The sequence below is a fragment of the Streptomyces luteoverticillatus genome (assembly GCF_003970715.1).
Classification (GTDB): domain Bacteria; phylum Actinomycetota; class Actinomycetes; order Streptomycetales; family Streptomycetaceae; genus Streptomyces; species Streptomyces abikoensis.
This window is the reverse complement of the sequence record NZ_CP034587.1, coordinates 1,445,243-1,471,981: the sequence shown is the minus strand read 5'-3', so window position 1 is coordinate 1,471,981 and position 26,739 is coordinate 1,445,243. Positions and strand designations below refer to the sequence as shown.

The following is a 26,739-nucleotide window of genomic DNA, read 5'->3' as shown; positions in this document are numbered from 1 at the left end:
GGGCCGGTGGCGGATGTGGCGGATGTCCGACATACGGCGGTACGACCGGCCGGCTCGCAAGGGGGAGCGCAGGTTGAGCACCGAAGCGGAAGCCCTGCCGCCGCCCCCCGCCCCCCACTGGGCACCCCTGCCGCCCCCGCTCCCCGTCCCCGTGCCCGCTCCCGGCCCGCCCTCGCGGGGCTCCGGGCGCGCCGTCGCCGCCGCCGTCAGCCTGGTCCTCGGGCTCGGCCTCATAGCCGGGGCCGTCACCGGGAGTTGCCTGGCCGCCGGCCCGGCCGACGGCTCCGCCGCCGAGGCCGCCTACACGCGCGGCGCCACGCTCTGGCGCGGCCTCCCCGTCGACCGGATCTTCCCGGCCACCGTCCACCGGGACGCGGCCGGACCCGGCGGCGCCCCGCGCGACTGGATCCGGCTGGGCGTCGCCCCCGACAGCGGCTGCGCCGACGCCTTCGATCCCCTCCTCGCCACCGCCCTGGCCCCCGTCGGCTGCGCCCGGCTGCTGCGCGCCACCTACGCCGACGCCACGTCGTCGCACGTGACCACCGTCGGCCTGCTCGTCACCGACGCCGACGCCGCCGGCATGCGCGCCCTGCGCCGCCGGTTCGCCGACGAACACCTCGACGAGCGCGCCGACCTGATGCCCCGCCCCCTCGCGCTCCGCGACACCCCCGCCGCGCGCTTCGGCGACGCGCAGCGCGCCTGCTGGTACATCACCGTCATGACGGACGTGCCCGCCGTCGTCTACGCCGTCACCGGCTTCACCGACGGCCGCACGGGCACCCCGCCGCTGCCCGCCGCCCGGGCGGTCGTCCCCGGCGCCACCGAGGCCCCGGCGCAGGCGGGCCTCGGCCATGACGCGACGGCCCTCGCGGAGGAAGTGGAGCGCGCCTACCGCGACGCCGCGCACCGGCCGGCGGGCCGGGAGGACGGCCGATGACGCGCTCGCGCCGGGCCCTGGCCGCGCTGGCCGCCGGGACCGCCCTCGCCGTGCTCGCCGCCGCCCCGGCCCGGGCGGACGCCATAAGGGCGCAGGAGTGGGCGCTCGACGCCCTCCACGTCCAGGACGTCTGGCGGACCACCAAGGGGGCCGGGATCACCGTCGCCGTGCTCGATACCGGTGTCGATGACGGCCACCCCGACCTGCGGGGACGGGTGCTCCCCGGCAAGGACCTGATCGGCTTCGGCGCCGGGCCCGGCGACCGGTCCTGGGCCCGGCACGGCACCGCCATGGCCGGGATCATCGCCGGGCGCGGGCACGGCGACGACGACGCCGACGGGATCACCGGCGTCGCCCCCGAGGCGAGGATCCTCCCGGTGCGCGTGATCCTCGAGGACAGCGACCCCGCCCGCGCCAAGGCCCGGGGAGCACGCGGCAGCGCGCTGGCGGACGGCATCCGCTGGGCCGCCGACCACGGCGCCGACGTGATCAACCTGTCCCTGGGCGACGACAGCGACACCGCCCACCCCGAGCCGCGCGAGGACGCGGCCGTGCAGTACGCGCTCGCCAAGGGGGCCGTCGTCGTCGCCTCCGCCGGCAACGGCGGCGAGCACGGCGACCACGTCTCCTACCCGGCTGCCTACCCCGGCGTGATCGCCGTGACGGCCGTCGACCGCTACGGCGGCCGCGCCTCCTTCTCCACCCGCCGCTGGTACGCCACCGTCAGCGCACCCGGCGTCGACGTCGTCATCGCCGACCCGGACCGGCGCTACTACGAGGGCTGGGGGACGAGCGCGGCCTCCGCCTTCGTCTCCGGGGCCGTGGCGCTCCTGCGCGCCGCCCGGCCGGGGCTGAGCCCGGAGCGGGTTCGCGAGCTGCTGACCGACACCGCGCGGGACCGGCCGACGGGCGGCCGCGACGACGAGGTCGGCGCGGGGATGGTGGACCCGGCGGCCGCCATCGAGAAGGCGGGCCGGGAGGGTGTGCGGACGCGCCGCGCGGCCGCGGTGCCGCGGTACTTCGGCGGGGGGCCGGGGTCCGCGCCCGGGGATGCCTCCAGGGGCGGGCCGGGTGTCTCCGCGCTCGTCGCGGGCGGGGTGGGGGTGTTGCTGCTCGTGGTGTCGGCGGCGCTGCGGCGTCGGCCGAGGGTGTCCGCTCCCCGATCCCGCCCCTTCCCGTAACCGGGGGCGAGCCCCCGGGCCCCCGGACCGGGCTTCGCCCGGTGTCCTCAAACGCCGGACGGGCTGAATTCAGCGGAGCCCCCGGGCCCCCGGCGGGGGGACCCCACCGGATACGCTCGGGCCGTGGCGCTCAAGAACATCCCGGACTCCCAGTTCTCCGACGACGACGGCTCCGCCGACCCCGCTCTCGCCGAGGCGCTCGCCGCCTGGGCGGCGGACCGGTCGGCCGAGGCGGAGGGGCGGGTGCTGGCCGCCCTGCCGGGCGTCCGGCTGCTCGTGCCCGTGGTGGCCGTCCTCGGCGAGGTGGAGACCGGGCCCGACGGGCTCAAGCGCGAGAAGACCAGCGACATGGCCGTACCGACGCTCCAGGCGCCGGACGGGCGCCGCGCGCTGCCCGCGTTCACCTCGATGGAGACGATGAAGCGGTGGCGCGCCGACGCCCGGCCCGTGGCCGTGCCGCTCCACCAGGCCCTGCAGGCCGCCGTGCACGAGAAGGCGGACACCATCGTGCTGGACCTGGCCGGTCCCGTGACCTACCCGCTGACCGGCCCCGCGCTGCTGGCGCTGGCCGAGGGCCGCGACAGCGCGGACCCGCTGGCCGACCCCGCCGTCACCGGCGCCCTGCGGGACGTCCTCGCGGCCGAGCCCGGGGTGCTGCGGGCCCACCTCACCCCGTCCGGCGAGGCCGACGGGACGCTGGCGCTGGTCCTGGCCGGGGACGCGGCGCCCGGTGACGTGGTGCGCCGGGTCGCCGAGGGGCTGGCCGCCGCCGAGGTGCTGCGCGAGCGGCTGGTGCGGGGCCTGGACCTCGCCCTGCTGCCGGCGACGGCGCACGTCCCGGGAGAGGCGCTCTTCAGCCGCTAGCCGGGCCGCGGCCGCCGGCCGGGCCACCGGCCTCGGCGGCCTTGTCGCGGCGGTCCCGACAGGCGCTCCGGGGGAGACCGTCCGACAATTTCACGAGGACGGTCCACGAGATCCTCAGGAGGTCGCCATGGACGCCCTGAAGAACGTGAAGCCGGCCCTGGCCAATCTGGACCCGGTGAAGACCAGGACCGCCGCTTCCGAGTTCCTCGGAACCCTGCTGCTGGTGCTGTTCGCCGTGGGCTCTGCCGTCCTCGCGGCCGACTACATCGGCGTGGTCGGCATCGCCCTGACATTCGGCTTCACTCTTCTGGCCCTGGTGTACGCCCTGGGGCCGGTGTCGGGCTGCCACCTCAACCCGGCGGTGACGCTCGGCCTGCTGCTGGAGCGCCGCATCACGATCCACACAGCCATCGAGTACTGGATCGCGCAGCTGGTGGGCGGCATCGTCGGCGCGGCGATCCTCTTCCTGATCGCCAAACAGGTGCCCGGGATCAAGACCGACGGGACGTTCGGCAGCAACGGCTACGCGGACCGCTCGGCCGTGCACATCAACACCGGCGGCGCGTTCCTCGCCGAGGTCGTCCTGACCTTCCTGCTGGTGTTCGTGGTGCTCGCGGTGACCCACCGGGTCGCCGTCGTGGGCTTCGGCGGGCTGGCCATCGGCCTGGCGCTGGCGGTGGACCACCTGGTCGGCGTGCCGCTGACCGGCACCTCGGTCAACCCGGCGCGCAGCATCGGCCCGGCGCTCTTCGCGGGCGGCGCGGCCCTGTCCCAGCTGTGGCTGTTCATCGTCGCCCCGCTGGTCGGCGGCGCCCTCGCCTCATACGCCCACCGGGTCACCCACCCGCCGCACGGGGTTGCCATGCTCGCGGACGAGCTCGCGGCGCCCGAGCCGCTGGCGGGTACGGGCGAGGGCCGGCCCGACCGGCCGCACTACGGCGGCCCGGCCTGACCGGCCCTCGAGGAGAACCCGCTAGGCGTACACGGGTCCGGTGAACTTCTCACCGGGCCCCTGGCCCGGCTCGTCCGGGACGACGGACGCCTCGCGGAAGGCCAGCTGGAGCGACTTCAGGCCGTCGCGCAGCGGGGCCGCGTGGAAGTTGCTGACCTCGGTGGCGCTCGCGGTGACCAGCCCGGCGAGCGCGGTGATCAGCTTGCGGGCCTCGTCGAGGTCCTTGTGCCGCTCGCCGTCCTCGGCGAGGCCGAGGTTGACCGCCGCCGCGCTCATCAGGTGCACCGCGACCGTGGTGATCACCTCGACGGCGGGGACGTCCGCGATGTCGCGGGTCATGGTGTCGAAGTCGGGGGTGGGGTTCTCCCCGCTGGTGGGGGTCGCGTCGCTCATGGCGCACACGATACGTCCCGGTGCCGGATCGGTTCTCCACCGGCCGGTACGCCCGGTTAGCACGCCTGCCTCCCACCTGCTATCGTCGGTAAACGACCGGCTGAGCGCATCCGTGTGCCCGGCCCACAAGTGGAGCTCCGTTCTCCCACCTGGTCGACCATCGGTCGGCAGGTCTCCGGTCAGGCGGTAGCCATCGTTCCGTACGGACGATGGAGCTGCCCGATAGCGCCCCGCGGCTTGCCGTGGCGGTGTTCCGGTATGGAGCCCCGCCTGTGCCCGTCGGGGCATTTTTCATGTGCCGGCGCGGTTGGTCTTTACGAAAAGACGTTGCGCGGCCCCACGAGGGCGCCGCGTGGTGCTACCGAGGAGGCCCCATCAGCGCCGAGCCCCGCATCAACGACCGGATCCGTGTTCCCGAGGTGCGACTTGTCGGCCCCAGCGGCGAGCAGGTAGGCATCGTGCCGCTTGCCAAGGCCCTGGAGCTTGCGCAGGAGTACGACCTCGACCTGGTCGAGGTGGCGGCGAACGCACGCCCGCCGGTCTGCAAGCTCATGGACTACGGGAAGTTCAAGTACGAGTCGGCCATGAAGGCCCGTGAGGCGCGCAAGAACCAGGCGCACACGGTCATCAAGGAGATGAAGCTCCGGCCGAAGATCGACCCGCACGACTATGACACCAAGAAGGGTCACGTCGTCCGGTTCCTCAAGCAGGGCGACAAGGTCAAGATCACGATCATGTTCCGTGGTCGCGAGCAGTCCCGGCCGGAGCTCGGCTACCGACTGCTGCAGCGCCTCGCGGAGGACGTCCAGGACCTGGGTTTCGTCGAGTCGAACCCCAAGCAGGACGGCCGGAACATGATCATGGTTCTCGGTCCGCACAAGAAGAAGACCGAGGCGATGGCCGAAGCCCGCGAGGCCCAGGCCGCCCGCAAGGCGGAGCGCCAGGGTGGAACCACCGCGGACGTGGACGCCCCCGAGGAGCCCGCAGAGGCGTGATCCCGGGGCCTCGCGGCCCTGGTGCTCACTCCGGGGCGTCCCCCGCTCCGGACAGCAATCAACAGTTGACGCTTCACCGCGCCCCCCACAGGGCCGTGGAGTGCCACCGACGAGGAGAGAACGGCGCTATGCCGAAGAACAAGTCGCACAGCGGTGCCAAGAAGCGCTTCAAGGTCACCGGCTCCGGCAAGGTCCTGCGTGAGCGCGCTGGCAAGCGCCACCTGCTCGAGCACAAGTCGTCCCGCCTGACGCGTCGCCTCACCGGCAACGCCGAGATGGCCCCGGCCGACGCCAAGAAGATCAAGAAGCTTCTCGGCATGTGACATTCGGCTTCGCGCCGAATGTCCACACCGGGACCCAATCGTTTTCGGGTCGTGTGACAACCCACCACGGCCCCGCTACAAGGAGTTAACAAGTGGCACGCGTCAAGCGCGCAGTCAATGCGCACAAGAAGCGCCGGGCGATCCTCGAGCAGGCCAGCGGCTACCGCGGTCAGCGGTCGCGTCTGTACCGCAAGGCCAAGGAGCAGGTCACCCACTCCCTGGTCTACAACTACAACGACCGCAAGAAGCGCAAGGGCGACTTCCGTCAGCTGTGGATCCAGCGCATCAACGCCGCTGCCCGCCAGAACGGCATGACGTACAACCGCCTCATCCAGGGTCTGAAGGCCGCCAACATCGAGGTGGACCGCAAGATGCTGGCCGAGCTGGCCGTCAACGACATGAACGCGTTCGCCGCGCTCGTCGAGGCCGCTCAGAAGGCCCTGCCGGCCGACGTCAACGCGCCGAAGGCCGCCGCCTGATCCAGGCGCCGCAAGGCACCGCTCGGACCCGCAGGCCCCCGGCCTGCGGGTCCGCTCGCGTCCGGGCCCCAGCACGTGGTGTGACCGGACGCCCACCGCACCTCCGCTACCGAAAGTGAGCCCATGGCGGCCCCCGAGCTGACCTCCCTGCGATCGCCCCGTGTCATCGCGGCCCGCCGTCTCGCCAAGCGGAGCTTCCGCAGCAAGGAACGCCGCTTCATCGCGGAGGGCCCGCAGTCCGTGCGCGAGGCCGTCGACCACCTCATCGAGGTGTACGTGACGCCGGACGCCGCCGAGCGCCACGCGGACATCGTCGCCGCTGCCCACGCCGCCGGGGTACCCGTGCTCACCGCGACGGACGAGGTCATCGCGGAGATGTCCGACACCGTCACCCCGCAGGGCATCGTCGGCCTGTGCCGCTTCCTGGACTCGCCCTTCGAGGAGATCCTCGCCGGCCGCCCCCGGCTGGTGGCCGTCCTCGCGCACGTCCGCGACCCCGGCAACGCCGGTACGGTCCTGCGCTGCGCGGACGCCGCGGGCGCCGACGCCGTCGTCCTGACCGACGCCTCCGTGGACCTCTACAACCCCAAGTCGGTACGGGCCTCCGTGGGCTCCCTCTTCCACCTGCCGGTGGCCGTGGGCGTCCCCGTCGAGCAGGCCGTCGCGGGCCTGAAGGCCGCCGGGGCGCGGATCCTGGCCGCCGACGGCGCCGGCGACAAGGACCTGGACGAGGAGCTGGACCAGGGCAGCATGGGCGGGCCCAGCGCCTGGATCTTCGGCAACGAGGCCTGGGGCCTGCCGGAGGAGACCCGGGCGCTCGCCGACGCCGTGGTGCGCGTCCCGATCCACGGAAAGGCCGAGAGCCTCAACCTCGCCACCGCCGCCGCGGTGTGCCTCTACGCCTCCGCCCGTGCGCAGCGCGCGTCCGGAGGGTGCCGCTCCGTGACCTCCAGCTAGTAGGGTTGGCGCTCCGGGGGTCGGGAGGGGGTGCGGGTCGATGAACATCAGAACGTCCGGGAGTACGGTGGCCGGCACGTGCCCGGCCGCCTCCAAGGGCTCCCCGGGGCCGGCCGCCGGCCTCCACGCCGACGATCTGCCCGACGGGCTGGTCGTCGCCGACGCCACCGGCCGGATCACCTGCTTCAACGCCGCCGCGGCCCGGATCACCGCCGTGCGGCCGGGCGACGCGCTGGGCCGGCAGCTGGAGAGCGCCCTGCCGCTGGAGGATCTGGACGGCCGCCGCTGGTGGGCCGTGACCGACCCCTACGGCGGCCTCGCCACCCGCACCGGCCAGCCCGAGCGCAATCTGCTGCTGCCCGGCGGCCGCCAGGTGCTGGTCTCCGCCCGCTACGTCCGCGAGCGGCCCGGCGGGCCGGTGACGCGCGTGGTGGTCCAGCTGCGCGGCACCGAGGCGCGTCGGCGCACCGAGCGCAGCCACGCCGAGCTGATCGCCACCGTCGCCCATGAGCTGCGCTCCCCGCTGACCTCCGTCAAGGGCTTCACGGCCACGCTGCTGGCCAAGTGGGAGCGGTTCACCGACGACCAGAAGCGGCTGATGCTGGAGACGGTCGACGCCGACGCCGACCGGGTCACCCGGCTGATCGCCGAGCTGCTGGACATCTCCCGGATCGACTCCGGCCGGCTGGAGGTGCGCCGGCAGCCGGTCGACATGGCCGCCGCCGTCCGCCGGCACGTGGCGAGCTACACCCGGGCCGGGATGCGGCCCGAGCGGTTCGAGATCAAGGTCGCCGACGCGCTGCCCCCACTCTGGGCGGATCCGGACAAGGTGGACCAGGTGCTGGGCAACCTCCTGGAAAACGCCGTGCGCCACGGCGAGGGAGTCGTCACCATAGAAGTGACACCAGCACTGACGAAGGCCCACGCGGAGGGGACGGCGGTCACCGTGAGCGATGAGGGCCCCGGCATCCCGGAGGAGTCGATGGCCCGCGTCTTCACCCGCTTCTGGCGCGGGAGCAAGCGCGGCGGCACCGGCCTGGGGCTGTACATCGTCAAGGGCATCGTCGACGCCCACGGCGGGACGATCACGGTGGGGCGGGCCGCCCGCGGCGGTGCCCAGTTCCGATTTACCCTGCCCGTGGGTGCCCCGGCCTTTCTCACCCAGGCCTGAGCGCGGCCCACGGGCTCATCCCACCACACGCGCCCCTTAGACTCGACCTTTGGCACCTTTGGCACCACCTTTGGCCAACGTCGTCGGGCGAAGTCGCGCAGCGAAGCGAAGCCACCCCAATCGGAAGCACGGGAAGAGATGTCGGCACCCAATAAGTCGTACGACCCTGTCGAGGTCGAGGCACTGAAACCGGAAGAGATCGAGCGGATGCGGGACGAGGCGCTCGCCGCCCTCGCCGCTGCCGCCGACCTCGAAGCCCTCCGCGAGGCGAAGGCCGCCCACATGGGCGACCGCTCCCCGCTGGCCCTCGCCAACCGCGAGATCGGCGCCCTGCCGCCGCAGGCCAAGGCCGAGGCGGGCAAGCGCGTGGGCATGGCCCGCGGCGCCGTGAACAAGGCCCTCGCCGCCCGTCAGGCGGAGCTGGAGGCCGAGCGCGACGCCCGTGTCCTGGTCGAGGAGGCGGTGGACGTCACCCTGCCGTACGACCGTGTGCCGGCCGGCGCCCGCCACCCGCTGACCACGATCGGCGAGCGCATCGAGGACGTCTTCGTGGCCATGGGCTACGAGGTCGCCGAGGGCCCCGAGGTCGAGGCCGAGTGGTTCAACTTCGACGCCCTCAACCTGGCGCCGGACCACCCGGCCCGCACCATGCAGGACACCTTCTTCGTGCGGGGCGCCAAGAAGGAGGTCGCCGACTCCGGCGTCGTGCTGCGCACCCACACCTCGCCGGTGCAGATCCGCTCGATGCTCGACCGCGAGCCCCCGGTCTACGTGATCTGCCCGGGCCGCGTCTACCGCACCGACGAGCTGGACGCCACCCACACCCCCGTCTTCCACCAGGTCGAGCTCCTCGCCATCGACGAGGGCCTGACCATGGCGGACCTCAAGGGCACCCTCGACCACATGGTGCGGGTGCTGTTCGGCGAGGACATGCGGACCCGGCTGCGCCCGTCGTACTTCCCGTTCACCGAGCCGTCCGCCGAGATGGACATGGTGTGCTTCGCCTGCCGCGGCGAGTCGGTGGGCAACCCCGACAAGGCGTGCCGCACCTGCTCCAGCGAGGGCTGGATCGAACTGGGCGGCTGCGGCATGGTCAACCCCCGGGTGCTGACCGCCGCGGGCATCGACCCGGAGAAGTACAGCGGCTTCGCCTTCGGGTTCGGCATCGAGCGGATGCTGATGTTCCGCCACAACGTCGAGGACATGCGAGACATGGTCGAGGGTGACGTGCGCTTCACCCGGCCGTTCGGGATGGAGATCTGATGCGCGCCCCGCTTTCCTGGCTGCGGGAATACGTCGACCTGCCGGCCGGCGAGACCGGCCGCGACGTGCAGGCCAAGCTGATCGACGCCGGCCTCGAGGTCGAGCGCGTCGAGCAGCTGGGTGCCGACCTGACCGGCCCCCTCGTCGTCGGCAAGGTCCTCACCATCGAGGAGCTCGAGGGCTTCCGCAAGCCGATCCGTTTCTGCACCGTCGACGTCGGCACGGCCAACGGCACCGGTGAGCCGCAGGAGATCGTCTGCGGCGCCCGTAACTTCACCGTCGGCGACAAGGTCGTCGTCGCGCTGCCCGGCGCCGTGCTCCCCGGTGACTTCGCCATCGCCGAGCGCAAGACGTACGGCAAGGTCTCGCGCGGCATGATCTGCTCCGGCGACGAGCTGGGCATGGGCGACGACGGCACCCACGGCATCATCGTGCTCTCCAACGAGCACGAGGTCGGCACCGACGCGATCGAGCTGCTCCAGCTCGTCGACGAGGTCCTCGACATCGCCGTCACCCCCGACCGCGGCTACTGCCTGTCGATGCGCGGCATCGCCCGTGAGGCGGCCACCGCCTACGGCCTGCCGCTGCGCGACCCGGCCCTGCTGGACGTGCCCGCGCCCAACAGCTACGGCTACCCGGTCGCCGTCGCCGACCCCAGCGGCTGCGACCGCTTCACCGCCCGCACGGTCACCGGCATCGACCCCGAGGCCCAGTCGCCGATCTGGCTGCGCCGCCGCCTCCAGAAGGCCGGCATGCGCCCGATCTCGCTGACCGTCGACGTCACCAACTACGTGATGCTCGAGCTGGGCCAGCCGCTGCACGCCTACGACCGCGCCACCCTGGACGGCACGATCGGCGTGCGCCGCGCCCAGCCCGGCGAGAAGCTCACCACCCTCGACGGGACCAAGCGCGTCCTGGACGCCGAGGACCTGGTCATCACCGACAACCGGGGCCCCATCGGCCTCGCCGGTGTGATGGGCGGCGCCGAGACGGAGATCGCCGACCACGCCGCGGGCCAGGGCTCGACCGACGTGGTCATCGAGGCCGCCCACTTCGACGCGGTCGCCATCGCCCGCGCCGCCCGCCGCCACCGGCTCACCACCGAGGCGTCCAAGCGCTTCGAGCGCGGTGTCGACCCGCAGGCCGCCTCCGCCGCCGCCCAGCGCACGGTCGACCTGCTGGTGCTGCTCGCGGGCGGCACCGCCGAGGCCGGCGTCACCGAGATCGTCGCCCCCAGCGGGCCGCGCACCATCTCCATCAGCGCGGACCACCCGGACCGCGTCGCCGGTCTCGAGTACGGCCGCGAGACCGTCGTCCGCCGCCTCCAGGAGGTCGGCTGCGACGTCTACGGCCAGGACGAGCTGATCGTCACCGTCCCCAGCTGGCGGCCCGACCTCACCGACCCCAACGACCTCGCCGAGGAGGTCATCCGGCTGGAGGGCTACGCCAACGTGCCCTCGGCGCTGCCCGCGCCGCCCGCCGGACGTGGCCTGACCCACCGTCAGCGGCTCCACCGCCGCGTCGGCCGGGCCCTGGCCGGGGCCGGCTACGTCGAGGTGCTCAACTACCCCTTCATCGGGGACTGGGCCCTGGACCACCTGGGCCTGCCGGCCGACGACCAGCGCCGCACCACCGTGCGCCTGGCCAACCCGCTCTCCGAGGCCGAGCCGGCGCTGCGCACCACCATGCTGCCGGGGCTCTTCGCCGCCCTGCGCCGCAACGACAGCCGCGGCGAGCACGACCTGGCGCTCTTCGAGACCGGCCTGGTCTTCCAGCCGACCGGCGACGAGGGCGTCCCGGCCCGGCTGCCCGTCGACCGCCGCCCCACCGACGAGGAGATCGCCGGCCTGAACGCCGCGCTGCCCCGGCAGCCGCGCCGTGCCGCCGTCGTCCTCGCCGGCTCCCGCGAGCGGGCCGGCTGGTGGGGCCAGGGCCGTCCGGCCGGCTGGGCCGACGCCGTCGAGGCGGGCCGCGTCGTCGCCCGTGAGGCCGGCGCGGAGCTGATCATCCGTCAGGACCAGCAGGCGCCCTACCACCCGGGCCGCTGCGCGACGCTGTCCGTCCTGATCGACGGGCAGGAGGTGGCCGTCGGCAACGCCGGTGAGCTCCACCCGCGCGTCGTCAAGGCGTTCGGCCTGCCGGAGCGGACCGCCGCCATGGAGATCGACCTCGATCTGCTGGAGCGGGCCGGCGACGGCGCCGTGCAGGGCCCGCGCGTCTCCACCTTCCCGGTCGCCACCCAGGACGTCGCGCTCGTCGTCGACTCCTCGGTCCCGGCGGCCGACGTCGAGGCCGCCCTGCGGGACGGCGCCGGCGAACTGCTGGAGTCGCTGCGCCTGTTCGACGTCTTCACCGGCGCGCAGCTCGGCGAGGGCAAGAAGTCGCTGGCCTACGCTCTGCGCTTCCGCGCCGACGACCGGACGCTGACGGCCGACGAGGCCTCGGCCGCGCGCGACACGGCCGTCCAGGCGGCCGTCGAGCGCACGGGGGCGGTGCTGCGCGGCGCGTAGCGCCTGGCGGCGGGCCTGAGCGACGACGGCCTGTGCGACGACGGGGTCCGGGGTTACCCGGGCCCCGTCGTGCGTGCTCGCCGCGCGCGAGCGTCGGGTTGGAACCGGAGTCTCGCGGCTGCGGGCGGTTCTGGGCTGGTCGCGCCCACGCGGCGGAGCCGCATATAGACACAGCCCCGCGCCCCTTACGGGGGCCCGGCGTCCCTCGTTCGGGTGGAAAACAGGGGCCAACCCTCCGCATCGGCTTGCGCTGTCGCGAGAATCAGCGCGTCTTTGCTGCTAGGGGGCCGACGGAATGATCCGTACACGAGCGGCTCGCTTCCGGCGGGGAATCGTGTTCGTACTGCCCGGGCTGTGGGTCCTCGCGGTCGTCCTCTGGGAACTCCTCAGCCCTCTCGGCACCCAGTTCATCGAACTCCTCGCCGCGACACCCGCGATCGCCTGCGCCGGTACCGGGCGCCGTCAGTGCGTCCTGCTCGGCGGTGCCTGCGCGCTGCTCGCGCTCGTGCCGCCCGGGGCGTCCGGGCGCGCGGCGGTGAGCGGCAGGATCGGCACGTGCGGCGCCGTCCTCGCCGTCGTCGCGGCCAGCTATCTGATCTCCGGCCGCACCCGCCGGCTCACCGGTGAACTGGAGCGCGCCCGCGAGGTCGCGATCACCGCGCAGACCGTGCTGCTGCGCCCCCTGCCGCCCCGGCTCGACGGGATCGCGCTCGCCAGCCGCCATGTGTCCGCGGGCGAGGGCGCGCTCGTCGGCGGCGACCTCTACGACGCCCTCGGCACCCGCTACGGCGTGCGCGTCCTCATGGGCGACGTACGCGGCCACGGCCTGCCCGCGCTCGGCACCGCCGCCGCCCTCCTCGGCAGCTTCCGCGACGCCGCGCACGACGAGGCCCGGCTGCCGGACGTGCTGCGCCGCCTGGAGCGTGCCCTCCACCGGCACCTGTACGAGCGGGACCAGCGGCAGCCGGCCGGCGCCGGCGGGGACCGCTCGGACGCCGAGGAGTTCGCGACCGTCCTCCTGCTGGAGGTCCGCGCGGAGGGCGAGGTCGTGGCGCTCAACTGCGGCCACCCCTGGCCACACCGGCTGTCCGGCGACCCGGACGGCGATCCGGCCCGCGGGCCCGGGCCGGCCGTCCTCGCGCCCGGCGACCCGCTGCCCCCGCTCGGGGTGTTCCCCCTGCCCGCCGAGCTGTCGCCGCTCCCGCTCACCCGGCTGCTCCCCGGCGACGTCCTGGTGCTCCACACCGACGGTGTCGAGGACGCCCGCGACGCGACGGGCGCGTTCTTCCCCCTCGCGGGCGCCCTCGCCGAGGCCGCCCGGGGCGCCCCGCCCGCCCTCGCGACCCTCGTCGCCCGGGTACAGGCGGCGCTGCTGCGCCACACCGGCGGACCGGTCACGGACGACTTCGCCCTACTCGCCCTGCGGAACGACCGCGGCCCCGGTCCACCGGCCGCCTCCCGCCCGCCCCGGGCGCTCGTCGCGGGCCCCTGACGTGCGCCCGCGCCCGTGGCCCGTTCACACCCCGTGCGAAGGGATCTCCACTACGCTGATCCCACCGAGCGCACCGGAGGGCAGGATGGAGCCCAACACACTGCTCGACGCCGTCCTCGACGAAGCGGGAATCTCCCATGCGAGTCTCGCCGCGCACATCAACGCGGCGGGCCGGGCCCGGGGACTGGCGTTGCGTTACGAACACACCGCCGTCGCCCGCTGGCTGAAGGGCCAGCGGCCCCGCGGCCAGGTGCCGGACCTGATCTGCGAGGTCCTCGGCGAGCGGCTGCGCCGCGCGCTGACCCTCGACGACATCGGCCTGGCCACCCCCGGTGCCCCCCGGGCCCCCGGCACCCCGCTGTCCGGCTTCGTCGACCGCGCCACCGCCCTGTGGCGCTCCGACGAGCAGCAGCGCGAGCACGTCGTCCGGGCCCCCGCCGTCACCGGCACCCCCGCCGTCATCCCCGTGTGGGAGTGGGAGAACCCGCCCGAGGACGCCGACGTCTCCCGGCGCGGGCTCACCCGGGTCTCGATGGCCGACATCGAGATGCTCCGCGCGGCCCGCGCCCACTACGAGCAGATGTACCGCAAAGCGGGCGGAGTGGCGACCCGCGCCCGGGTCGTCGGCTTCCTCAACGCGGAGGCCGCGCCCCTGCTGCGCGGCGGCTACTCCGACGCCATGGGCCGTCAGCTCCACCGGGCCACCGGGGGGCTGGTGGCCGTCGCCGGGATCTGCGCCTACGACTCGGACGCCCACGGCCTGGCCCAGCGCTACTTCCACCAGGCCCTGCGGCTCGCGAAGGCCAGCAACGACCGTGGCCTGGGCGCCTATGTGATCGCCCTCCTCGTCAACCAGTCGCTCTTCATGGGGGAGTACCGGCAGGCCGTCGCCTTCGCGGAGTCCGCGGTGCGGGCGGCCGGCCGGGACCTCACCCCGGCGCTCGCCGCCGATCTCTACGCCATGCAGGCCAAGGCCTACGCGCGGCTCGGGGACGGCCAGGGGGCGCTGGGCTGCATCCGGCGCGCCGAGGCGGCCGCCGAGCGGATCCACCGGGGCCTGGAGCCCGCCGAGACCGGCTATGTCCAGCCCGGACTGGTGAACGTACAGGTGGCGGAGGCCCTGCTGAGCCTCGGCGACCTCGGGCCCGCCCGTGAGCACGCGGACCGGGCCGTCGACACCCCCGCCCACGACCGGGGCCGTGTCCACCGGCTCGCCATGCTCACGCACATCGAGCTGCGTCAGGGAGACGCGGACAAGGCGGTGGCCACCGCGCGGGAGATGACCGAGCAGGCGAGAGGCATGGAATCGCAGCGCTTACGGGACCGGCTCCGTGCGGTGCGCGAGCACCTGATCGAAAGTGGGTGCGCGGCCACGGCCGAGGCCGCCGAGATGATCGACGGGGCGCTGCGCGTGCCGTTGTGAGAGAGGTCGCCAGGACGGCGCCCGGGAGGTGGCCACCTCGGCGGAAGGTGGCAGAACGTTGCGTTGGAAGAATCTCAGGGAGCTGACCGTCTACGAGAACCGCTGGTTCCAGGTCAATCTCGCGGACGTCGAACTCCCCGACGGCCGTCATCTCGACCATTTCCTCATCCGGTTGCGGCCCGTCGCCGTGGCCACCGTGGTCAACGCGGCCAATGAGGTCCTGCTGCTGTGGCGGCACCGTTTCATCACCGACAACTGGGGCTGGGAGCTGGCGGCCGGGGTCGTCGAGGACGGCGAGGACATCGCCGCCGCCGCAGCCCGGGAGATGGAGGAGGAGACCGGCTGGCGGCCGGGCCCGCTCAGGCACCTGATGTCCGTCGAGCCGTCCAACGGGCTCACCGACGCCCGGCATCACATCTACTGGACGGACGAGGCCGAGTACATCGGCGACCCCGAGGACGGCTTCGAGTCGGACCGCCGTGAGTGGGTGCCGCTCAAGCTGGTGCCGGACCTGATCGCACGGGGCGAGGTCCCGGCCGCCAACATGGCCGCCGCGCTGCTTCTGCTGCACCACATTCGCCTGGGCTGAGGGGGCGCCCCGCGCCCCGTAAGGGGCGCGGGGAACTGCGCGACAAGCCACGAACGACCCGCAGACGGACACGCACAGGTCACCGCCCGGCCAGGGCCTGCCACACTGCGAGGCACAGCGCAGCGACCCCCGTCAGCGCGGCGAGAGACGGCAGCGGCCAGCGGCCGTGCTCCAGGGCCCGTACCCGCTCGGCGACTTCGGCGAGGTCCCGCTCCGCCTGTTCGCTGCGCTGGACGAGCAGGGCGAGCCGGCCGTCGATGCGGACGACGCCGACGTCGAGGTTGCGGCGGAGCTCCGCGAGCTCCGCCGGAGTGGTGGCGGTGCGCTCGGGATGGATGGTCACGGTCCGTACCCCATTTCGAGAAGACACTGTCGGTGCGACGATCCGAGTCAATCGCGCGGACAGGCGGGGCGGGAGCGTGTGCGGAGGGTGTTCGCGGGTCACCGGCGCACACCCCGTGTGAAGGCGGGGCGGGCGCCGGTGGTCACGGTCAGTAGGTGTAGAAGCCGGAGCCCGTCTTGCGGCCCAGCCGGCCCGCGTCGACCATCCGCTGGAGCAGCGGGGGAGCGGCGTACAGGGGCTCCTTGTACTCCGTGTACATGCTGTCGGCCACGGAGGCGACGGTGTCCAGGCCGATGAGGTCGGAGAGCTTGAGGGGGCCCATGGGGTGGGCGCAGCCCAGCTCCATGCCGTTGTCGATGTCCTCGCGGCTGGCCATGCCGGACTCGAACATCCGGATGGCGGAGAGGAGATACGGGATGAGGAGGGCGTTGACCACGAACCCGGAGCGGTCCTGGGCGCGGATGGCGTGCTTGCCGAGCACCTTGCCCACCAGGGCCTCGGCGCGCCGGATGGTCTCGTCGCTCGTGGTGAGCGCGGGGATCAGCTCGACGAGCTGCTGCACCGGGGCCGGGTTGAAGAAGTGGATGCCGATGACCCGGTCGGGGCGGGAGGTGGCGACGGCCAGCTTCACCAGCGGGATGGAGGAGGTGTTGGAGGCCAGGATGGCGTCCGGGCGGGTCACGACCTGGTCGAGGACCTGGAAGATCTCCGTCTTGACCTGCTCCTTCTCCACGACGGCCTCGATCACCAGATCGCGGTCGGCGAATTCGCCGAGGTCGGTGGTGAAGCTCAGCCGGGCCAGGGTGGCGTCGCGCTCCGCTTCGGTGATCTTGCCGCGTTCGGCGGCCTTGCCGAGGGAGTTGGTCAGCCGGGTGCGGCCCAGCTCCAGTGCCTCGCCGGTGGTCTCCGCGACCTTGACGTCCAGTCCGGCCCTGGCGCACACCTCCGCGATGCCCGCGCCCATCTGGCCGCAGCCCACCACTCCGACGCGTTCGATGTCGGTCACCACATCGTGCCTTTCGCTGATCTTCGGTCGACCGGCGGAGGGCCGAAGGTCATCCGGCTGCCGCCCTGGGAAAGACGTTACTCCGCGCGGGGCGGTGGCGAGCGGGCCGGGGCGGGCATGCTCTGCGTGAAGGGTGTGACTCACGCGACAGCACCGGAAGAAGGAGCATCCGCATATGGGGCGTTTGACGCGAAGAGGGTTCACCGTGACCGCCGCGAGCGCCATGGCGGCGCTGCTGACCACGACGGGTGAGGCAGGAGCGGTGGACGCCGCCCGGGTGGGCGAGCGGGCGGGCCGGGCCCAGGGGCGGGAGCTCCGGGGGATGTGGGTCGCGACCGTCGTCAACATCGACTGGCCCTCGCGTCCGGGGCTGCCCCCGGAGCGGCAACGGGCCGAGCTGCTGGCCCTGTTCGACACGGCGGTGGCCCGGCGGCTGAACACCGTGATCCTGCAGATCCGGCCGACGGCCGACGCCTTCTGGCCATCGCGCTTCGAGCCGTGGTCGGAATATCTGACCGGCGTTCAGGGCCGGTCGCCCGGCTGGGATCCGCTGGCCTTCGCCGTGCGCGAGGCCCACAAGCGCCGTCTGGAGCTGCACGGTTGGTTCAATCCGTACCGCGTCGCCAACCACACCGACCCGGGACGGCTCGTCCCCACCCATCCCGCGCGGATCCACCCCGAGTGGGCGGTGCCCTACGGCGGGAAGCTCTACTACAACCCCGGGCTGCCCGAGGTCCGCCGGTTCGTCCAGGACGCCCTGCTCGACGCCGTCTGGCGCTACGACCTCGACGGCGTCCACTTCGACGACTACTTCTACCCCTACCCCGTGGCCGGCCAGGCCTTCGACGACACGGCCGCCTACGAGCGGTACGGCGCCGGCTTCCCCGACCGGGCCGCCTGGCGGCGCGACAACATCGACCGCCTGGTGCGGGAGACGGGCGAGCGGATCAAGCGCCGCAAGCCGCACGTGCGCTTCGGGATCAGCCCGTTCGCCGTCTGGCGCAACCGCACCACGGACCCCCGGGGCTCGGACACCAAGGCCGGGGTGCAGACCTACGACGACCTCCACGCCGACACCCTCGGCTGGGTCCAGCGGCAGTGGATCGACTACATCGTCCCGCAGTGCTACTGGCACATCGGCTTCACGTTCGCCGACTACGCCACGCTGGTGCCCTGGTGGGCGGAGGCCGTGCGCGGCACGAACGTCCAGCTCTACATCGGCGAGGCCCTCTACCGGGCGGGCGACCCCGCGCAGCCCGCGCCCTGGCAGGACCCGGCCGAGCTCTCCCGGCACGTCGCCCTCGGCCGCCGGTACCCGGAGGTGCGCGGCAACGTCTACTTCTCGGCGCGGAACGTCGTCGCCGACCGCATCGGCGCGATGGCACGCGTGGTGAAGGACCACTACCCCCACCGCGCGCGCCCGCCGCGCTAGAAACGCTCGCGGCTAGTACTGCTCGCCGGCCTTGCGGTGGTCCACGACGGAGTCGGGCCCGGGGGACATGATCGTCTCGTGGCCGTTCTCGGTCCGGACGCGGTACGGCGGGTTGCCCTTGGGGCCCAGGACCTCCACGATCTCCACCACGTGGTCCTTCTGCCCGACCGTCCGACCGTGCACCACCAACCGGTCGCCCTTGCTCGCATGCATCGACGTGACCCTTTCGCCGTGGAACGGACAGGTGACTCGGATACTCCCAGCCTAAGGTGACCGGCGGTATAGGGCGCGCTCAAGAATGGCCGGTGGAGCGGCCGGTGCCGCTCGCCGCGTCGGCCACGGCGTCCCGCAGCCACCGGTGGGCCGGATCGGTGTCCACGCGCACGTGCCAGGCCATGCCCAAGGCGACCGGCGGCAGGGGCAGCGGGATCTCCCGGACCACCAGCGGCACGGTCTCGGCGACATGGGCGGCTACCGCCGAGCCCACCAGCGCCAGCGCGTCGGAGCGCAGGGCCAGGAAGCAGGCCGTGACGTGCGACGGGACCGTCGTGAGGATCCGGCGGGCCAGCCCGAGCTCGGCGAGCCGCTCGTCGACGACGCTGTGGAAGAGCCCCCGCCGGGTGACCGTGATGTGGGGGAGCGCCGCGAACCGCTCGACGGTCAGCTCTTCGGCCGCGTGGGGGGCGTCGGCCCGGCAGACCGCGACGTGGTCCTGCGACGGCAGCGGACGGCTGCGCACGTCGTGGGGGAGCTCGGGCAGCTGCCCGATGTCCAGGTCGACGCGGTCGCGCAGGTCGGCGGGGTCCTCGTCGCCCTCGGGGAGGATCCGCAGCTGGACGCCGGGCGCCTCCCGGGCCACGCGGGCGGTGAGCGGCGGGCCGAGGACGACGGCGGAGGCGTCGTTGGTGCGCAGGGTGAACCGCCGCTCCACGGTCGCGATGTCGACCTCCGGCGAGGGCCGCAGCGCGGCCAGCGCCCCGGCGAGGGCGGCCTCGACCGGCGGCCGCAGCTCCCGCGCCCGGGGCGTGAGGGTCAGCCCGCGCCCGGCCGGGACGAGCAGCGGATCGCCCAGCACCCGCCGCAGCCGGCCCAGGGTGCGGCTCATCGCGGAGGCCGAGACGTTCATCCGGGCGGCGGCGCCCGTCACGCTCCCCTCCCGCAGCAGGGCGTCGAGGGCGGGGAGCAGATTCATGTCGGGGAGCTGCACGCGTCCCATGGTTGCATGCGGATCAAAGATCACCCGCTGATGGTGACCTGGATGTCAAGGCCGGGTGAAGACCAGCGACGCGTTGTGCCCACCGAAGCCGAACGAGTTCGTGAGCGCGGCCGTCAGCGCGCCCCGGCGGGGGCCGCCCGAGACGACGTCGAGCCGCACCTCCGGGTCGAGGGTGTCGAGGTTCGCGGTGGCGGGGACGACGCCGTCGCGGACCGCGAGGATCGCGGCGAGCGCGCCGACCGCCCCGGCGGCGCCGAAGAGGTGCCCCGTCATCGACTTGGTCGCCGTGACGGACGGGTGGAGCCCGATGGCCTCGGTGACCGACCGTGTCTCGACCAGGTCGCCCAGGGGAGTGGACGTCGCGTGGGCGTGGACGTGCTCGACGTCCAGCGGGGAGAGGCCCGCCGAGGCCAGTGCCAGCCGCATCGCGCGGATCTGGCCCTCGGGGTGGGCGGCCGTGATGTGGTGGGCGTCCGAGGTGACCCCCGCCCCGGCGAGCCGCGCGTGGGCGCGGGCCGCGCGGGCGGCGGCGAACTCCGCGCGCTCCAGGACGACCACGGCGGCGCCCTCGCCGATGACGAAGCCGTCGCGGTCGGCGTCGAAGGGACGGGACGCCCGGGCGGGCGCCTCGTTGCGGGTCGAGTGGGCCCTGGCCTGGGCGAACCCGGCGATGGGCAGCGGGGCGATACAGGCCTCCGTGCCACCGGCGACCACCACGTCGGCCCGGCCGAGCCGGATCAGGTCCAGGCCCATGGCGATGGCCTCGGCGCCGGACGCGCAGGCGCTGACCGGCGTGTGGGCCCCGCCCTTGGCGCCCAGCTCGATGCTGACCCAGGCGGCGGGCCCGTTGGCCATCAGCATGGGGACGGTGTGCGGCGAGACCCGCCGGACACCGGACGCCTCCAGCACATCGTCCTGCCCGAGCAGCGTGAGCGCGCCGCCCGTGCCCGTGCCGATCACCACGGCCAGCCGTTCCGGCTCGACCTCGGGCCGGCCCGCGTCCGCCCAAGCCTCCCGGGCGGCGACGAGCGCGATCTGCTCGCAGCGGTCCATCCGGCGGGCCTGCACCCGGTCCAGGACCTCGGTCGGCTCGGACTTCAGCCGACCGGCGATCCGCACGGGCAGCCCGTCCGCCCACTCCTCCTCGATCGGGCCGATCCCCGACTCCCCGGCCAGCATCGCGGCCCAGGTCGAGGCGACGTCCCCGCCGAGCGGCGTCGTCGCCCCCAAGCCCGTGACCACCACATCCCTGACATCGCTGCTCATGGCAACCCCCTTTGTAGTGGAGACACAACTCCCCGCTCCGGAAGCGAGCGGGGAATGATCAACTCACCGGCCACTCTTCCAGGGGGTTTACGGTCGTCCGGATGCCGTGAGCCACGGAGTCGGGTTCGGGGGATTTGTAGGGTCCGGTGATTTACTCCATGCCCGCGAGCTTGCGATGGGCCTGCCACTCGGGGGCGAGGACCGCCCAGATCTGCTTGTCGTGGCGGGTGTCGCCGAAGGGCCAGAACTCGCGCCGCACGCCTTCGAGCGTCATGCCGAGCCGCACGGCCACCGCCGCGCTCCGGTCGTTGTCGGCCCGGCAGTGCCACTCGGCGCGGTGCATCCCCCGGGTGGTGAAGGCCCAGTCCAGCAGGGTGTGGCACGCCTCGGTGATCAGTCCCAGCCCCTCGGCGGCCGGCTCCAGCCAGCAGCCGACCTCGCAGGAGCCCAGGGCCACGTTGAAGTCCACGAACATCACGCCGCCGACCAGCGTGCCGTCGAGCCAGATGCCGTAGAGGCGGGCGCCGTCGGCGGCCTGCCGCTCGGCGTACCGGCGCAGCGTGCCCCGCGCCCCCTCCAGGTCGTCGGTGACGAACGCCGGTCCGACCCACGGCCGGATGTGCTCGCGGGCCCGGTCCATGTGGGCCGCGAACTCCTCGGCGTGCCATATCTCGAGCGGGCGGAGGGAGAGGAGAGCGTCGTCCCGCAGGGCAAGGGAGAACATGGTGACCCCATTCGCACAACAAGCGTTATGGATATGTACGGTGGCAGCATGCCACGTACCAAGGGAGATCACGAAGCCCGGCGCCGCGAGGTCTCGGAGGCGGTCTGGCGGGTGCTGGCCGCGCACGGCTTCGGCGGGCTGACCCTGCGCGCCGTCGCCGCCGAGCTCGGCGCCACCACCGGTCTGCTCACCCATTACTTCCCGGCCAAGCGCGACCTGGTCGCCCACGCCCTCGACCTGCTCGCGGAGCGCACCGCCGCCCGCCCCCGGCGTGCGGCGGGGGAGGGGTTGGCCGCCGTGCGGGCCGCCCTGCTCGACATCCTTCCGCTGACGGCCGAGGCCACCGCGAGCAACCGCATCTGGGTCTCGTCCTGGGACACCGCGCTCGCCGACCCCGCCCTGAGCGACGACTACGGCCGGAAGTACGCCCGCAGCCGCGAGAAGCTGCGCGACCTGATCGCGACGGCCCAGCGCCTCGGCGAGCTGCCGCCCGGGGACCCCGAGCGCGTCGCGGAAGGCGCCCAGTCCTTCGTGCTCGGCCTGGTGGTGCAGGCCCTCTTCAGCCCCACGGCCTTCCCGCCCGAGCGGCAGACCGAGCTCCTCGACGACTACCTGGCGGCGCTGGGCTGACAACACGGCCCGGCCGTTGCATAAAACTGCAGCTATCCGTATAGTCATGCCATCACCAAGGAGGCGTCGATGGCGGCGATACACGCGGCAGTGGCCGGAGCGAGCGGATACGCGGGCGGCGAAGTGCTGCGCCTGCTGCTGGGCCACCCCGAGGTCCGTATCGGCGCGCTGACCGGGAACTCCAACGCCGGGGCGCGGCTCGGCGGCCTCCAGCCGCACCTGCCGCAGCTCGCGGACCGGGTGCTGCTGCCGACGGGGACCGACGCCCTCGCCGGGCACGACGTCGTCTTCCTGGCCCTGCCGCACGGGCAGTCCGCCGCCGTCGCCGCCGAGCTCGGCGAGGACGTCCTCGTCGTCGACTGCGGCGCCGACTTCCGGCTGAAGGACGCGGCCGCGTGGGAGCGCTTCTACGGCTCGTCCCACGCGGGCACCTGGCCCTACGGGCTGCCGGAACTGCCCGGCGCGCGGGACGCGCTGCGCGGTGCCAAGCGGATCGCCGTACCGGGCTGCTACCCCACCGCCGTCTCCCTCGCGCTCTTCCCCGCGTACGCCGCCGGGCTGGCCGGGCCCGAGGCCGTGGTCGTCGCCGCGTCCGGCACCTCCGGCGCCGGCAAGGCCGCCAAACCGCATCTGCTGGGCAGCGAGGTCATGGGCGCCATGAGCCCGTACGGCGTCGGCGGCGGCCACCGGCACACCCCGGAGATGGTCCAGAACCTCTCCGCCGCCGCCGGCGAGCCCGTCACGGTGTCCTTCACCCCGACCCTCGCCCCCATGCCGCGCGGCATCCTCGCCACGTGCAGCGCCAAGGCCCGTCCGGGCGTCACGGCGGACGCCGTGCGCGCCGCCTACGAGAAGGCCTTCGCCGGCGAGCCGTTCGCCCGGCTCCTGCCCGAGGGGCAGTGGCCCTCGACCGCGTCCGTCCTCGGCTCCAACACCGCCCTCGTCCAGGTCGCCCTCGACGAGGCGGCGGGCCGGATCGTCGCGATCAGCGCCATCGACAACCTCGCCAAGGGCACGGCCGGCGGCGCCGTGCAGAGCATGAACATCGCCCTCGGGCTGCCCGAGGAGCTGGGACTGCCCGCCACCGGGGTGGCGCCATGACCCTCCGGCGCGCGGTCGCCACCGCGCTCGCCCGGCTCGCACCCTGCGAGCGCCCCCGGTCCGGCCACCGCCGGACCGGCACCCAGGACCCGAAGACGACGACGGCAGCCATCACGGCCATCAAGGAGAAGCAGTGAGCGTCACAGCGGCGAAGGGATTCACGGCGGCGGGCATCGCCGCCGGGATCAAGGACAGCGGACAGCCCGACCTGGCCCTCGTGGTCAACCAGGGTCCCCGCCTGGCCGCAGCGGGCGTCTTCACCGCCAACCGCGTCAAGGCCGCCCCCGTCCTGTGGTCCCAGCAGGTCCTCAAGGGCGGTCAGGTCTCCGCCGTCGTCCTCAACTCCGGGGGCGCCAACGCCTGCACCGGGCCGGAGGGCTTCCAGGACACCCACGCCACCGCCGAGAAGGCCGCCCAGGCGCTCGGGCACAGCGCCGCCGAGATCGCCATCGCCTCCACCGGCCTGATCGGCGTCCGGCTCCCGATGGACGAGCTGCTCTCCGGCATCGACAAGGCCGCCGCCGAACTCTCCGCGCACGGCGGCGAGAAGGCCGCCATCGCCATCAAGACCACGGACACCGTCCACAAGACGGCCGTGGCCGAGGGCGACGGCTGGACCGTCGGCGGCATGGCCAAGGGCGCGGGCATGCTCGCCCCCGGCCTCGCCACCATGCTCGTCGTCCTCACCACCGACGCCGACGTCGACGCCGCCGGCCTCGACACCGCGCTGCGCTCCGCCACCCGGACCACCTTCGACCGCGTCGACTCCGACGGCTGCATGTCCACCAACGACACCGTGCTGCTGCTGGCCTCCGGCGCCTCGGGCGTCACGCCCGAGCAGGACGCCTTCGCCGAGGCCGTGCGGGCCGTCTGCGACGACCTCGCCCGGCAGCTCATCGGCGACGCCGAGGGCGCCAGCAAGGACATCCGCATCGAGGTGATCAACGCCGCCACGGAGGACGACGCGGTGGAGGTCGGCCGGTCCATCGCCCGCAACAACCTCCTCAAGTGCGCCCTCCACGGCGAGGACCCCAACTGGGGCCGGGTGCTCTCCGCCATCGGCACCACCTCCGCCGCCTTCGACCCCGACAAGCTCAACGTCGCCATCAACGACGTCTGGGTCTGCCGCAACGGCTCCGTCGGCGACGACCGCGACCTCGTCGACATGCGGTACCGGGAGGTCCGCATCACCGCCGACCTCTCCGCGGGCTCCGAGACCGCGACCATCTGGGCCAACGACCTCACCGCCGACTACGTCCACGAGAACAGCGCGTACTCCTCATGAGCATGGACAGCGGCGCCACGACCGCCACCACGACCACCGCCACCGCGACGACCATCACCCCGACCATCGTCGCCCCGGCCACCGGCGACGCGGGCGGCACCCGCCGGCACACCGCCCTGCCCAAGGCCCGCACCCTCGTCGAGGCCCTGCCCTGGCTGACGCGCCATCACGGCAAGACCGTCGTCGTGAAGTTCGGCGGCAACGCCATGGTCGACGACGAGCTCAAGGCCGCCTTCGCCCAGGACGTCGTCTTCCTGCGGCACGCCGGCCTCAAGCCCGTCGTCGTCCACGGCGGCGGACCGCAGATCAGCGCGCAGCTCGACCGGATGGGCATCACCTCGGAGTTCAAGGCCGGCCTGCGGGTCACCACGCCCGAGGCCATGGACGTCGTCCGGATGGTCCTCGCCGGGCAGGTGCAGCGCGAGCTCGTCGGCCTGCTCAACCAGCACGGCCCGCTGGCCGTCGGCCTCACCGGCGAGGACGCCCACCTGATGACCGCCACCAAGCACTACGCCGACATCGACGGCGAGCGCGTGGACCTCGGGCGGGTCGGCGAGATCACCGCGATCGACCCGGGCGCCGTCCAGGCCCTGCTCGACGACGGCCGCATCCCCGTCGTCTCCTCGATCGCCCGCAGCGCCGACGACGCCGACGCCAACGGGGTCTTCAACGTCAACGCCGACACCGCCGCCGCCGCGCTCGCCGTGGCGCTCGGCGCCGAGACGCTGATGGTCCTCACCGACGTCGAGGGCCTCTACGAGGACTGGCCGCACAGCGACGAGGTCATCAGCCGGCTCACCGCGAGCGAGCTGGAGCTGCTGCTGCCCGAGCTGGCCAGCGGCATGGTGCCCAAGATGGAGGGCTGCCTGTACGCCGTGCGCAACGGCGTCACCACGGCGCGGGTGATAGACGGCCGCGTCCAGCACTCGATCCTGCTGGAGATCTTCACGGACGAGGGCATCGGCACCATGGTCGTGCCGGACCCGGAGGGGGAGTCATGACGACCAACGCGGACCTCACCCGGCGCTGGCAGGGCGCCCTGATGGACAACTACGGCACGCCCGCGATCCCGCTGGTGCGCGGCGAGGGCCCGTACGTCTGGGACGCCGACGGCAAGCGCTACCTGGACTTCGTCGGCGGCATCGCCGTCAACGCCCTCGGCCACGCCCATCCGGCCGTCGTCCGGGCTGTGTCGGACCAGATCGCCACCCTCGGCCACGTCTCCAACCTGTTCACCGCCGAGCCGACCGTCCAGCTCGCCGAGCGGCTGCTGGAGCTCGCGGGCCGCCCCGGACGGGTCTACTTCGCCAACTCCGGCGCGGAGGCCGTCGAGGCCGCCTTCAAGATCGGACGGCGGACGGGCCGGCCGCACATGGTGGCCGCCCGGGGCGGCTTCCACGGCCGCACCATGGGCGCCCTCGCCCTCACCGGCCAGCCCGCCAAGCAGGAACCGTTCCTTCCGCTGCCGGGCGACGTCACCCACGTTCCGTACGGGGACGTGGAGGCGCTGCGGGCGGCCGTCACCACCGACACCGCGATGGTCGTCCTGGAGCCCGTCCAGGGCGAGAACGGCGTCGTCGTGCCCCCGGCGGGCTATCTGGCCGCCGCCCGGGAGATCACCCGCGCGGCCGGGGCCCTGCTGGTCCTGGACGAGATCCAGACAGGTATCGGCCGCACCGGACACTGGTTCGAGCACCAGGCGCAGGGCGTCGAGCCGGACGTCGTCACCCTCGCCAAGGGCCTCGGCGGCGGGCTGCCCATCGGGGCGACCCTGGCCTTCGGACCCGCCGCCGAGCTGCTGACGCCTGGTCAGCACGGCTCCACCTTCGGCGGCAACCCCGTCGCCTGCGCCGCCGCGCTCGCCGTCCTGGAGACCCTGGAGACCGAGGGGATCCTCGCCCGGGTCAAGCGCGTGGGAGCCTTGTTGAGTGACGGGATCGCCGCGCTCGGCCACCCGCTCGTCGACCACGTCCGTGGGACCGGCCTGCTGCTGGGTATTGTCCTTGGCGAGCCCCTCGCACCGAAGGTGCGGCAGGCGGCCCAGGAAGCCGGCCTGCTGGTGAACGCGGTCGCACCCGACGTGGTGCGGCTGGCCCCTCCGCTGATCATCACCGAGGATGATGCGGAGACGTTCCTCCGGACGCTGCCCGGCGTCCTGGACGCCGTCGCCGACGGGGCCCACGGGGAACGACGATCCGGAGACTGAC

Annotated in this window: 28 protein-coding genes; 21 read left to right on the top strand and 7 right to left on the bottom strand. The window is 73.6% G+C overall.

Annotation, left to right across the window (positions count from 1 at the left end; genetic code table 11):
- The first annotated feature begins 73 nt into the window (after positions 1 to 73).
- The 4 genes from EKH77_RS06080 to EKH77_RS06065 all read left to right on the top strand — a co-directional run bounded on the left by EKH77_RS06080 (position 74) and on the right by EKH77_RS06065 (position 3,934).
- Entirely contained in the window at positions 74 to 937 is an 864-nt protein-coding gene (locus tag EKH77_RS06080; protein WP_240667828.1) for a hypothetical protein, read from the top strand.
- Complete coding sequence (mycP, locus tag EKH77_RS06075) at positions 934 to 2,118, top strand: type VII secretion-associated serine protease mycosin (protein WP_126913407.1); 1,185 nt, start codon at positions 934 to 936, stop codon at positions 2,116 to 2,118. The genes EKH77_RS06080 and mycP overlap by 4 nt, the downstream gene beginning before the upstream one ends.
- A gap of 123 nt (positions 2,119 to 2,241) precedes the next feature.
- A complete protein-coding gene (locus EKH77_RS06070) occupies positions 2,242 to 2,982 on the top strand; it encodes an SseB family protein (RefSeq protein WP_126913406.1) in 741 nt (246 codons plus the stop codon).
- Positions 2,983 to 3,109: 127 nt separating this feature from the next.
- Positions 3,110 to 3,934, top strand: a complete 825-nt coding sequence (locus tag EKH77_RS06065) for an MIP family channel protein (RefSeq protein ID WP_126913405.1) — start codon at positions 3,110 to 3,112, stop codon at positions 3,932 to 3,934.
- 21 nt (positions 3,935 to 3,955) lie between these two features.
- Here the strand turns inward: EKH77_RS06065 and EKH77_RS06060 are convergent, their stop codons facing one another.
- Positions 3,956 to 4,327, bottom strand: coding sequence for a DUF1844 domain-containing protein (locus tag EKH77_RS06060; protein WP_126913404.1), 372 nt, complete (start codon positions 4,325 to 4,327; stop codon positions 3,956 to 3,958).
- Positions 4,328 to 4,620: 293 nt separating this feature from the next.
- Between EKH77_RS06060 and infC the strand changes: the two genes are divergently transcribed.
- The 10 genes from infC (at position 4,621) to EKH77_RS06005 (ending at position 15,529) form a co-directional block, all read left to right on the top strand.
- On the top strand, positions 4,621 to 5,322 hold the full coding sequence (infC, locus tag EKH77_RS06050; RefSeq protein WP_126913402.1) for a translation initiation factor IF-3: 702 nt from the start codon (positions 4,621 to 4,623) through the stop codon (positions 5,320 to 5,322).
- Between the two features lie 128 nt (positions 5,323 to 5,450).
- Positions 5,451 to 5,645 (top strand): 50S ribosomal protein L35, encoded by a 195-nt coding sequence (gene rpmI / locus EKH77_RS06045; RefSeq protein WP_126913401.1) that lies wholly within the window; start codon positions 5,451 to 5,453, stop codon positions 5,643 to 5,645.
- A gap of 92 nt (positions 5,646 to 5,737) precedes the next feature.
- Positions 5,738 to 6,124, top strand: coding sequence for a 50S ribosomal protein L20 (gene rplT / locus EKH77_RS06040; RefSeq protein WP_126913400.1), 387 nt, complete (start codon positions 5,738 to 5,740; stop codon positions 6,122 to 6,124).
- A gap of 123 nt (positions 6,125 to 6,247) precedes the next feature.
- Positions 6,248 to 7,081 carry a TrmH family RNA methyltransferase gene (locus EKH77_RS06035; RefSeq protein ID WP_126913399.1) on the top strand — a complete coding sequence of 278 codons (834 nt, stop codon included), beginning with the start codon at positions 6,248 to 6,250 and terminating at the stop codon, positions 7,079 to 7,081.
- A gap of 40 nt (positions 7,082 to 7,121) precedes the next feature.
- The gene (locus EKH77_RS06030) at positions 7,122 to 8,252 is read left to right on the top strand and encodes a sensor histidine kinase (RefSeq protein WP_126913398.1); all 1,131 of its coding nucleotides are present in this window, start codon (positions 7,122 to 7,124) and stop codon (positions 8,250 to 8,252) included.
- Between the two features lie 138 nt (positions 8,253 to 8,390).
- Positions 8,391 to 9,515: a phenylalanine--tRNA ligase subunit alpha gene (pheS, locus tag EKH77_RS06025; protein WP_126913397.1), complete on the top strand. Its 1,125-nt coding sequence runs from the start codon at positions 8,391 to 8,393 to the stop codon at positions 9,513 to 9,515.
- Entirely contained in the window at positions 9,515 to 12,025 is a 2,511-nt protein-coding gene (pheT, locus tag EKH77_RS06020) for a phenylalanine--tRNA ligase subunit beta (RefSeq protein WP_126913396.1), read from the top strand. Before pheS ends, pheT begins: the two co-directional genes overlap by 1 nt.
- 334 nt (positions 12,026 to 12,359) lie before the next feature.
- Positions 12,360 to 13,517, top strand: coding sequence for a PP2C family protein-serine/threonine phosphatase (locus EKH77_RS06015; RefSeq protein WP_346429047.1), 1,158 nt, complete (start codon positions 12,360 to 12,362; stop codon positions 13,515 to 13,517).
- Positions 13,518 to 13,602: 85 nt separating this feature from the next.
- The gene (locus tag EKH77_RS06010) at positions 13,603 to 14,940 is read left to right on the top strand and encodes a tetratricopeptide repeat protein (protein WP_126913394.1); all 1,338 of its coding nucleotides are present in this window, start codon (positions 13,603 to 13,605) and stop codon (positions 14,938 to 14,940) included.
- Between the two features lie 58 nt (positions 14,941 to 14,998).
- The gene (locus tag EKH77_RS06005; protein ID WP_126913393.1) at positions 14,999 to 15,529 is read left to right on the top strand and encodes an NUDIX domain-containing protein; all 531 of its coding nucleotides are present in this window, start codon (positions 14,999 to 15,001) and stop codon (positions 15,527 to 15,529) included.
- Positions 15,530 to 15,608: 79 nt separating this feature from the next.
- Here the strand turns inward: EKH77_RS06005 and EKH77_RS06000 are convergent, their stop codons facing one another.
- Both EKH77_RS06000 and EKH77_RS05995 read right to left on the bottom strand, forming a co-directional pair.
- Entirely contained in the window at positions 15,609 to 15,872 is a 264-nt protein-coding gene (locus tag EKH77_RS06000; RefSeq protein ID WP_126913392.1) for a hypothetical protein, read from the bottom strand.
- Between the two features lie 148 nt (positions 15,873 to 16,020).
- The gene (locus tag EKH77_RS05995) at positions 16,021 to 16,878 is read right to left on the bottom strand and encodes a 3-hydroxybutyryl-CoA dehydrogenase (protein WP_126913391.1); all 858 of its coding nucleotides are present in this window, start codon (positions 16,876 to 16,878) and stop codon (positions 16,021 to 16,023) included.
- A gap of 175 nt (positions 16,879 to 17,053) precedes the next feature.
- Here EKH77_RS05995 and EKH77_RS05990 point away from each other — a divergent pair, with 175 nt between their 5' ends.
- Positions 17,054 to 18,310, top strand: coding sequence for a glycoside hydrolase family 10 protein (locus EKH77_RS05990; RefSeq protein ID WP_126913390.1), 1,257 nt, complete (start codon positions 17,054 to 17,056; stop codon positions 18,308 to 18,310).
- Positions 18,311 to 18,322: 12 nt separating this feature from the next.
- Here the strand turns inward: EKH77_RS05990 and EKH77_RS05985 are convergent, their stop codons facing one another.
- The 4 genes from EKH77_RS05985 to EKH77_RS05970 form a co-directional block, all read right to left on the bottom strand.
- A complete protein-coding gene (locus EKH77_RS05985; protein WP_126913389.1) occupies positions 18,323 to 18,523 on the bottom strand; it encodes a DUF1918 domain-containing protein in 201 nt (66 codons plus the stop codon).
- Between the two features lie 79 nt (positions 18,524 to 18,602).
- Entirely contained in the window at positions 18,603 to 19,517 is a 915-nt protein-coding gene (locus tag EKH77_RS05980) for a LysR family transcriptional regulator (protein ID WP_164737754.1), read from the bottom strand.
- Between the two features lie 54 nt (positions 19,518 to 19,571).
- On the bottom strand, positions 19,572 to 20,792 hold the full coding sequence (locus EKH77_RS05975) for a beta-ketoacyl-[acyl-carrier-protein] synthase family protein (RefSeq protein ID WP_126913387.1): 1,221 nt from the start codon (positions 20,790 to 20,792) through the stop codon (positions 19,572 to 19,574).
- A 151-nt stretch (positions 20,793 to 20,943) separates the two neighbouring features.
- Positions 20,944 to 21,516 (bottom strand): GNAT family N-acetyltransferase, encoded by a 573-nt coding sequence (locus EKH77_RS05970; RefSeq protein WP_126913386.1) that lies wholly within the window; start codon positions 21,514 to 21,516, stop codon positions 20,944 to 20,946.
- A gap of 48 nt (positions 21,517 to 21,564) precedes the next feature.
- Between EKH77_RS05970 and EKH77_RS05965 the strand changes: the two genes are divergently transcribed.
- The 6 genes from EKH77_RS05965 to EKH77_RS05945 all read left to right on the top strand — a co-directional run bounded on the left by EKH77_RS05965 (position 21,565) and on the right by EKH77_RS05945 (position 26,738).
- Entirely contained in the window at positions 21,565 to 22,146 is a 582-nt protein-coding gene (locus EKH77_RS05965) for a TetR/AcrR family transcriptional regulator (protein ID WP_126913385.1), read from the top strand.
- Between the two features lie 69 nt (positions 22,147 to 22,215).
- Positions 22,216 to 23,247, top strand: coding sequence for an N-acetyl-gamma-glutamyl-phosphate reductase (gene argC / locus EKH77_RS05960; RefSeq protein WP_126913384.1), 1,032 nt, complete (start codon positions 22,216 to 22,218; stop codon positions 23,245 to 23,247).
- Positions 23,244 to 23,384 (top strand): hypothetical protein, encoded by a 141-nt coding sequence (locus tag EKH77_RS32930; protein WP_164737752.1) that lies wholly within the window; start codon positions 23,244 to 23,246, stop codon positions 23,382 to 23,384. The genes argC and EKH77_RS32930 overlap by 4 nt, the downstream gene beginning before the upstream one ends.
- Positions 23,381 to 24,532 carry a bifunctional glutamate N-acetyltransferase/amino-acid acetyltransferase ArgJ gene (argJ, locus tag EKH77_RS05955; RefSeq protein ID WP_126913383.1) on the top strand — a complete coding sequence of 384 codons (1,152 nt, stop codon included), beginning with the start codon at positions 23,381 to 23,383 and terminating at the stop codon, positions 24,530 to 24,532. The genes EKH77_RS32930 and argJ overlap by 4 nt, the downstream gene beginning before the upstream one ends.
- Positions 24,529 to 25,533, top strand: a complete 1,005-nt coding sequence (gene argB / locus EKH77_RS05950; RefSeq protein WP_240667237.1) for an acetylglutamate kinase — start codon at positions 24,529 to 24,531, stop codon at positions 25,531 to 25,533. The genes argJ and argB overlap by 4 nt, the downstream gene beginning before the upstream one ends.
- The gene (locus tag EKH77_RS05945; RefSeq protein ID WP_126913382.1) at positions 25,530 to 26,738 is read left to right on the top strand and encodes an acetylornithine transaminase; all 1,209 of its coding nucleotides are present in this window, start codon (positions 25,530 to 25,532) and stop codon (positions 26,736 to 26,738) included. Before argB ends, EKH77_RS05945 begins: the two co-directional genes overlap by 4 nt.
- The last annotated feature ends 1 nt before the right edge of the window (position 26,739 follow it).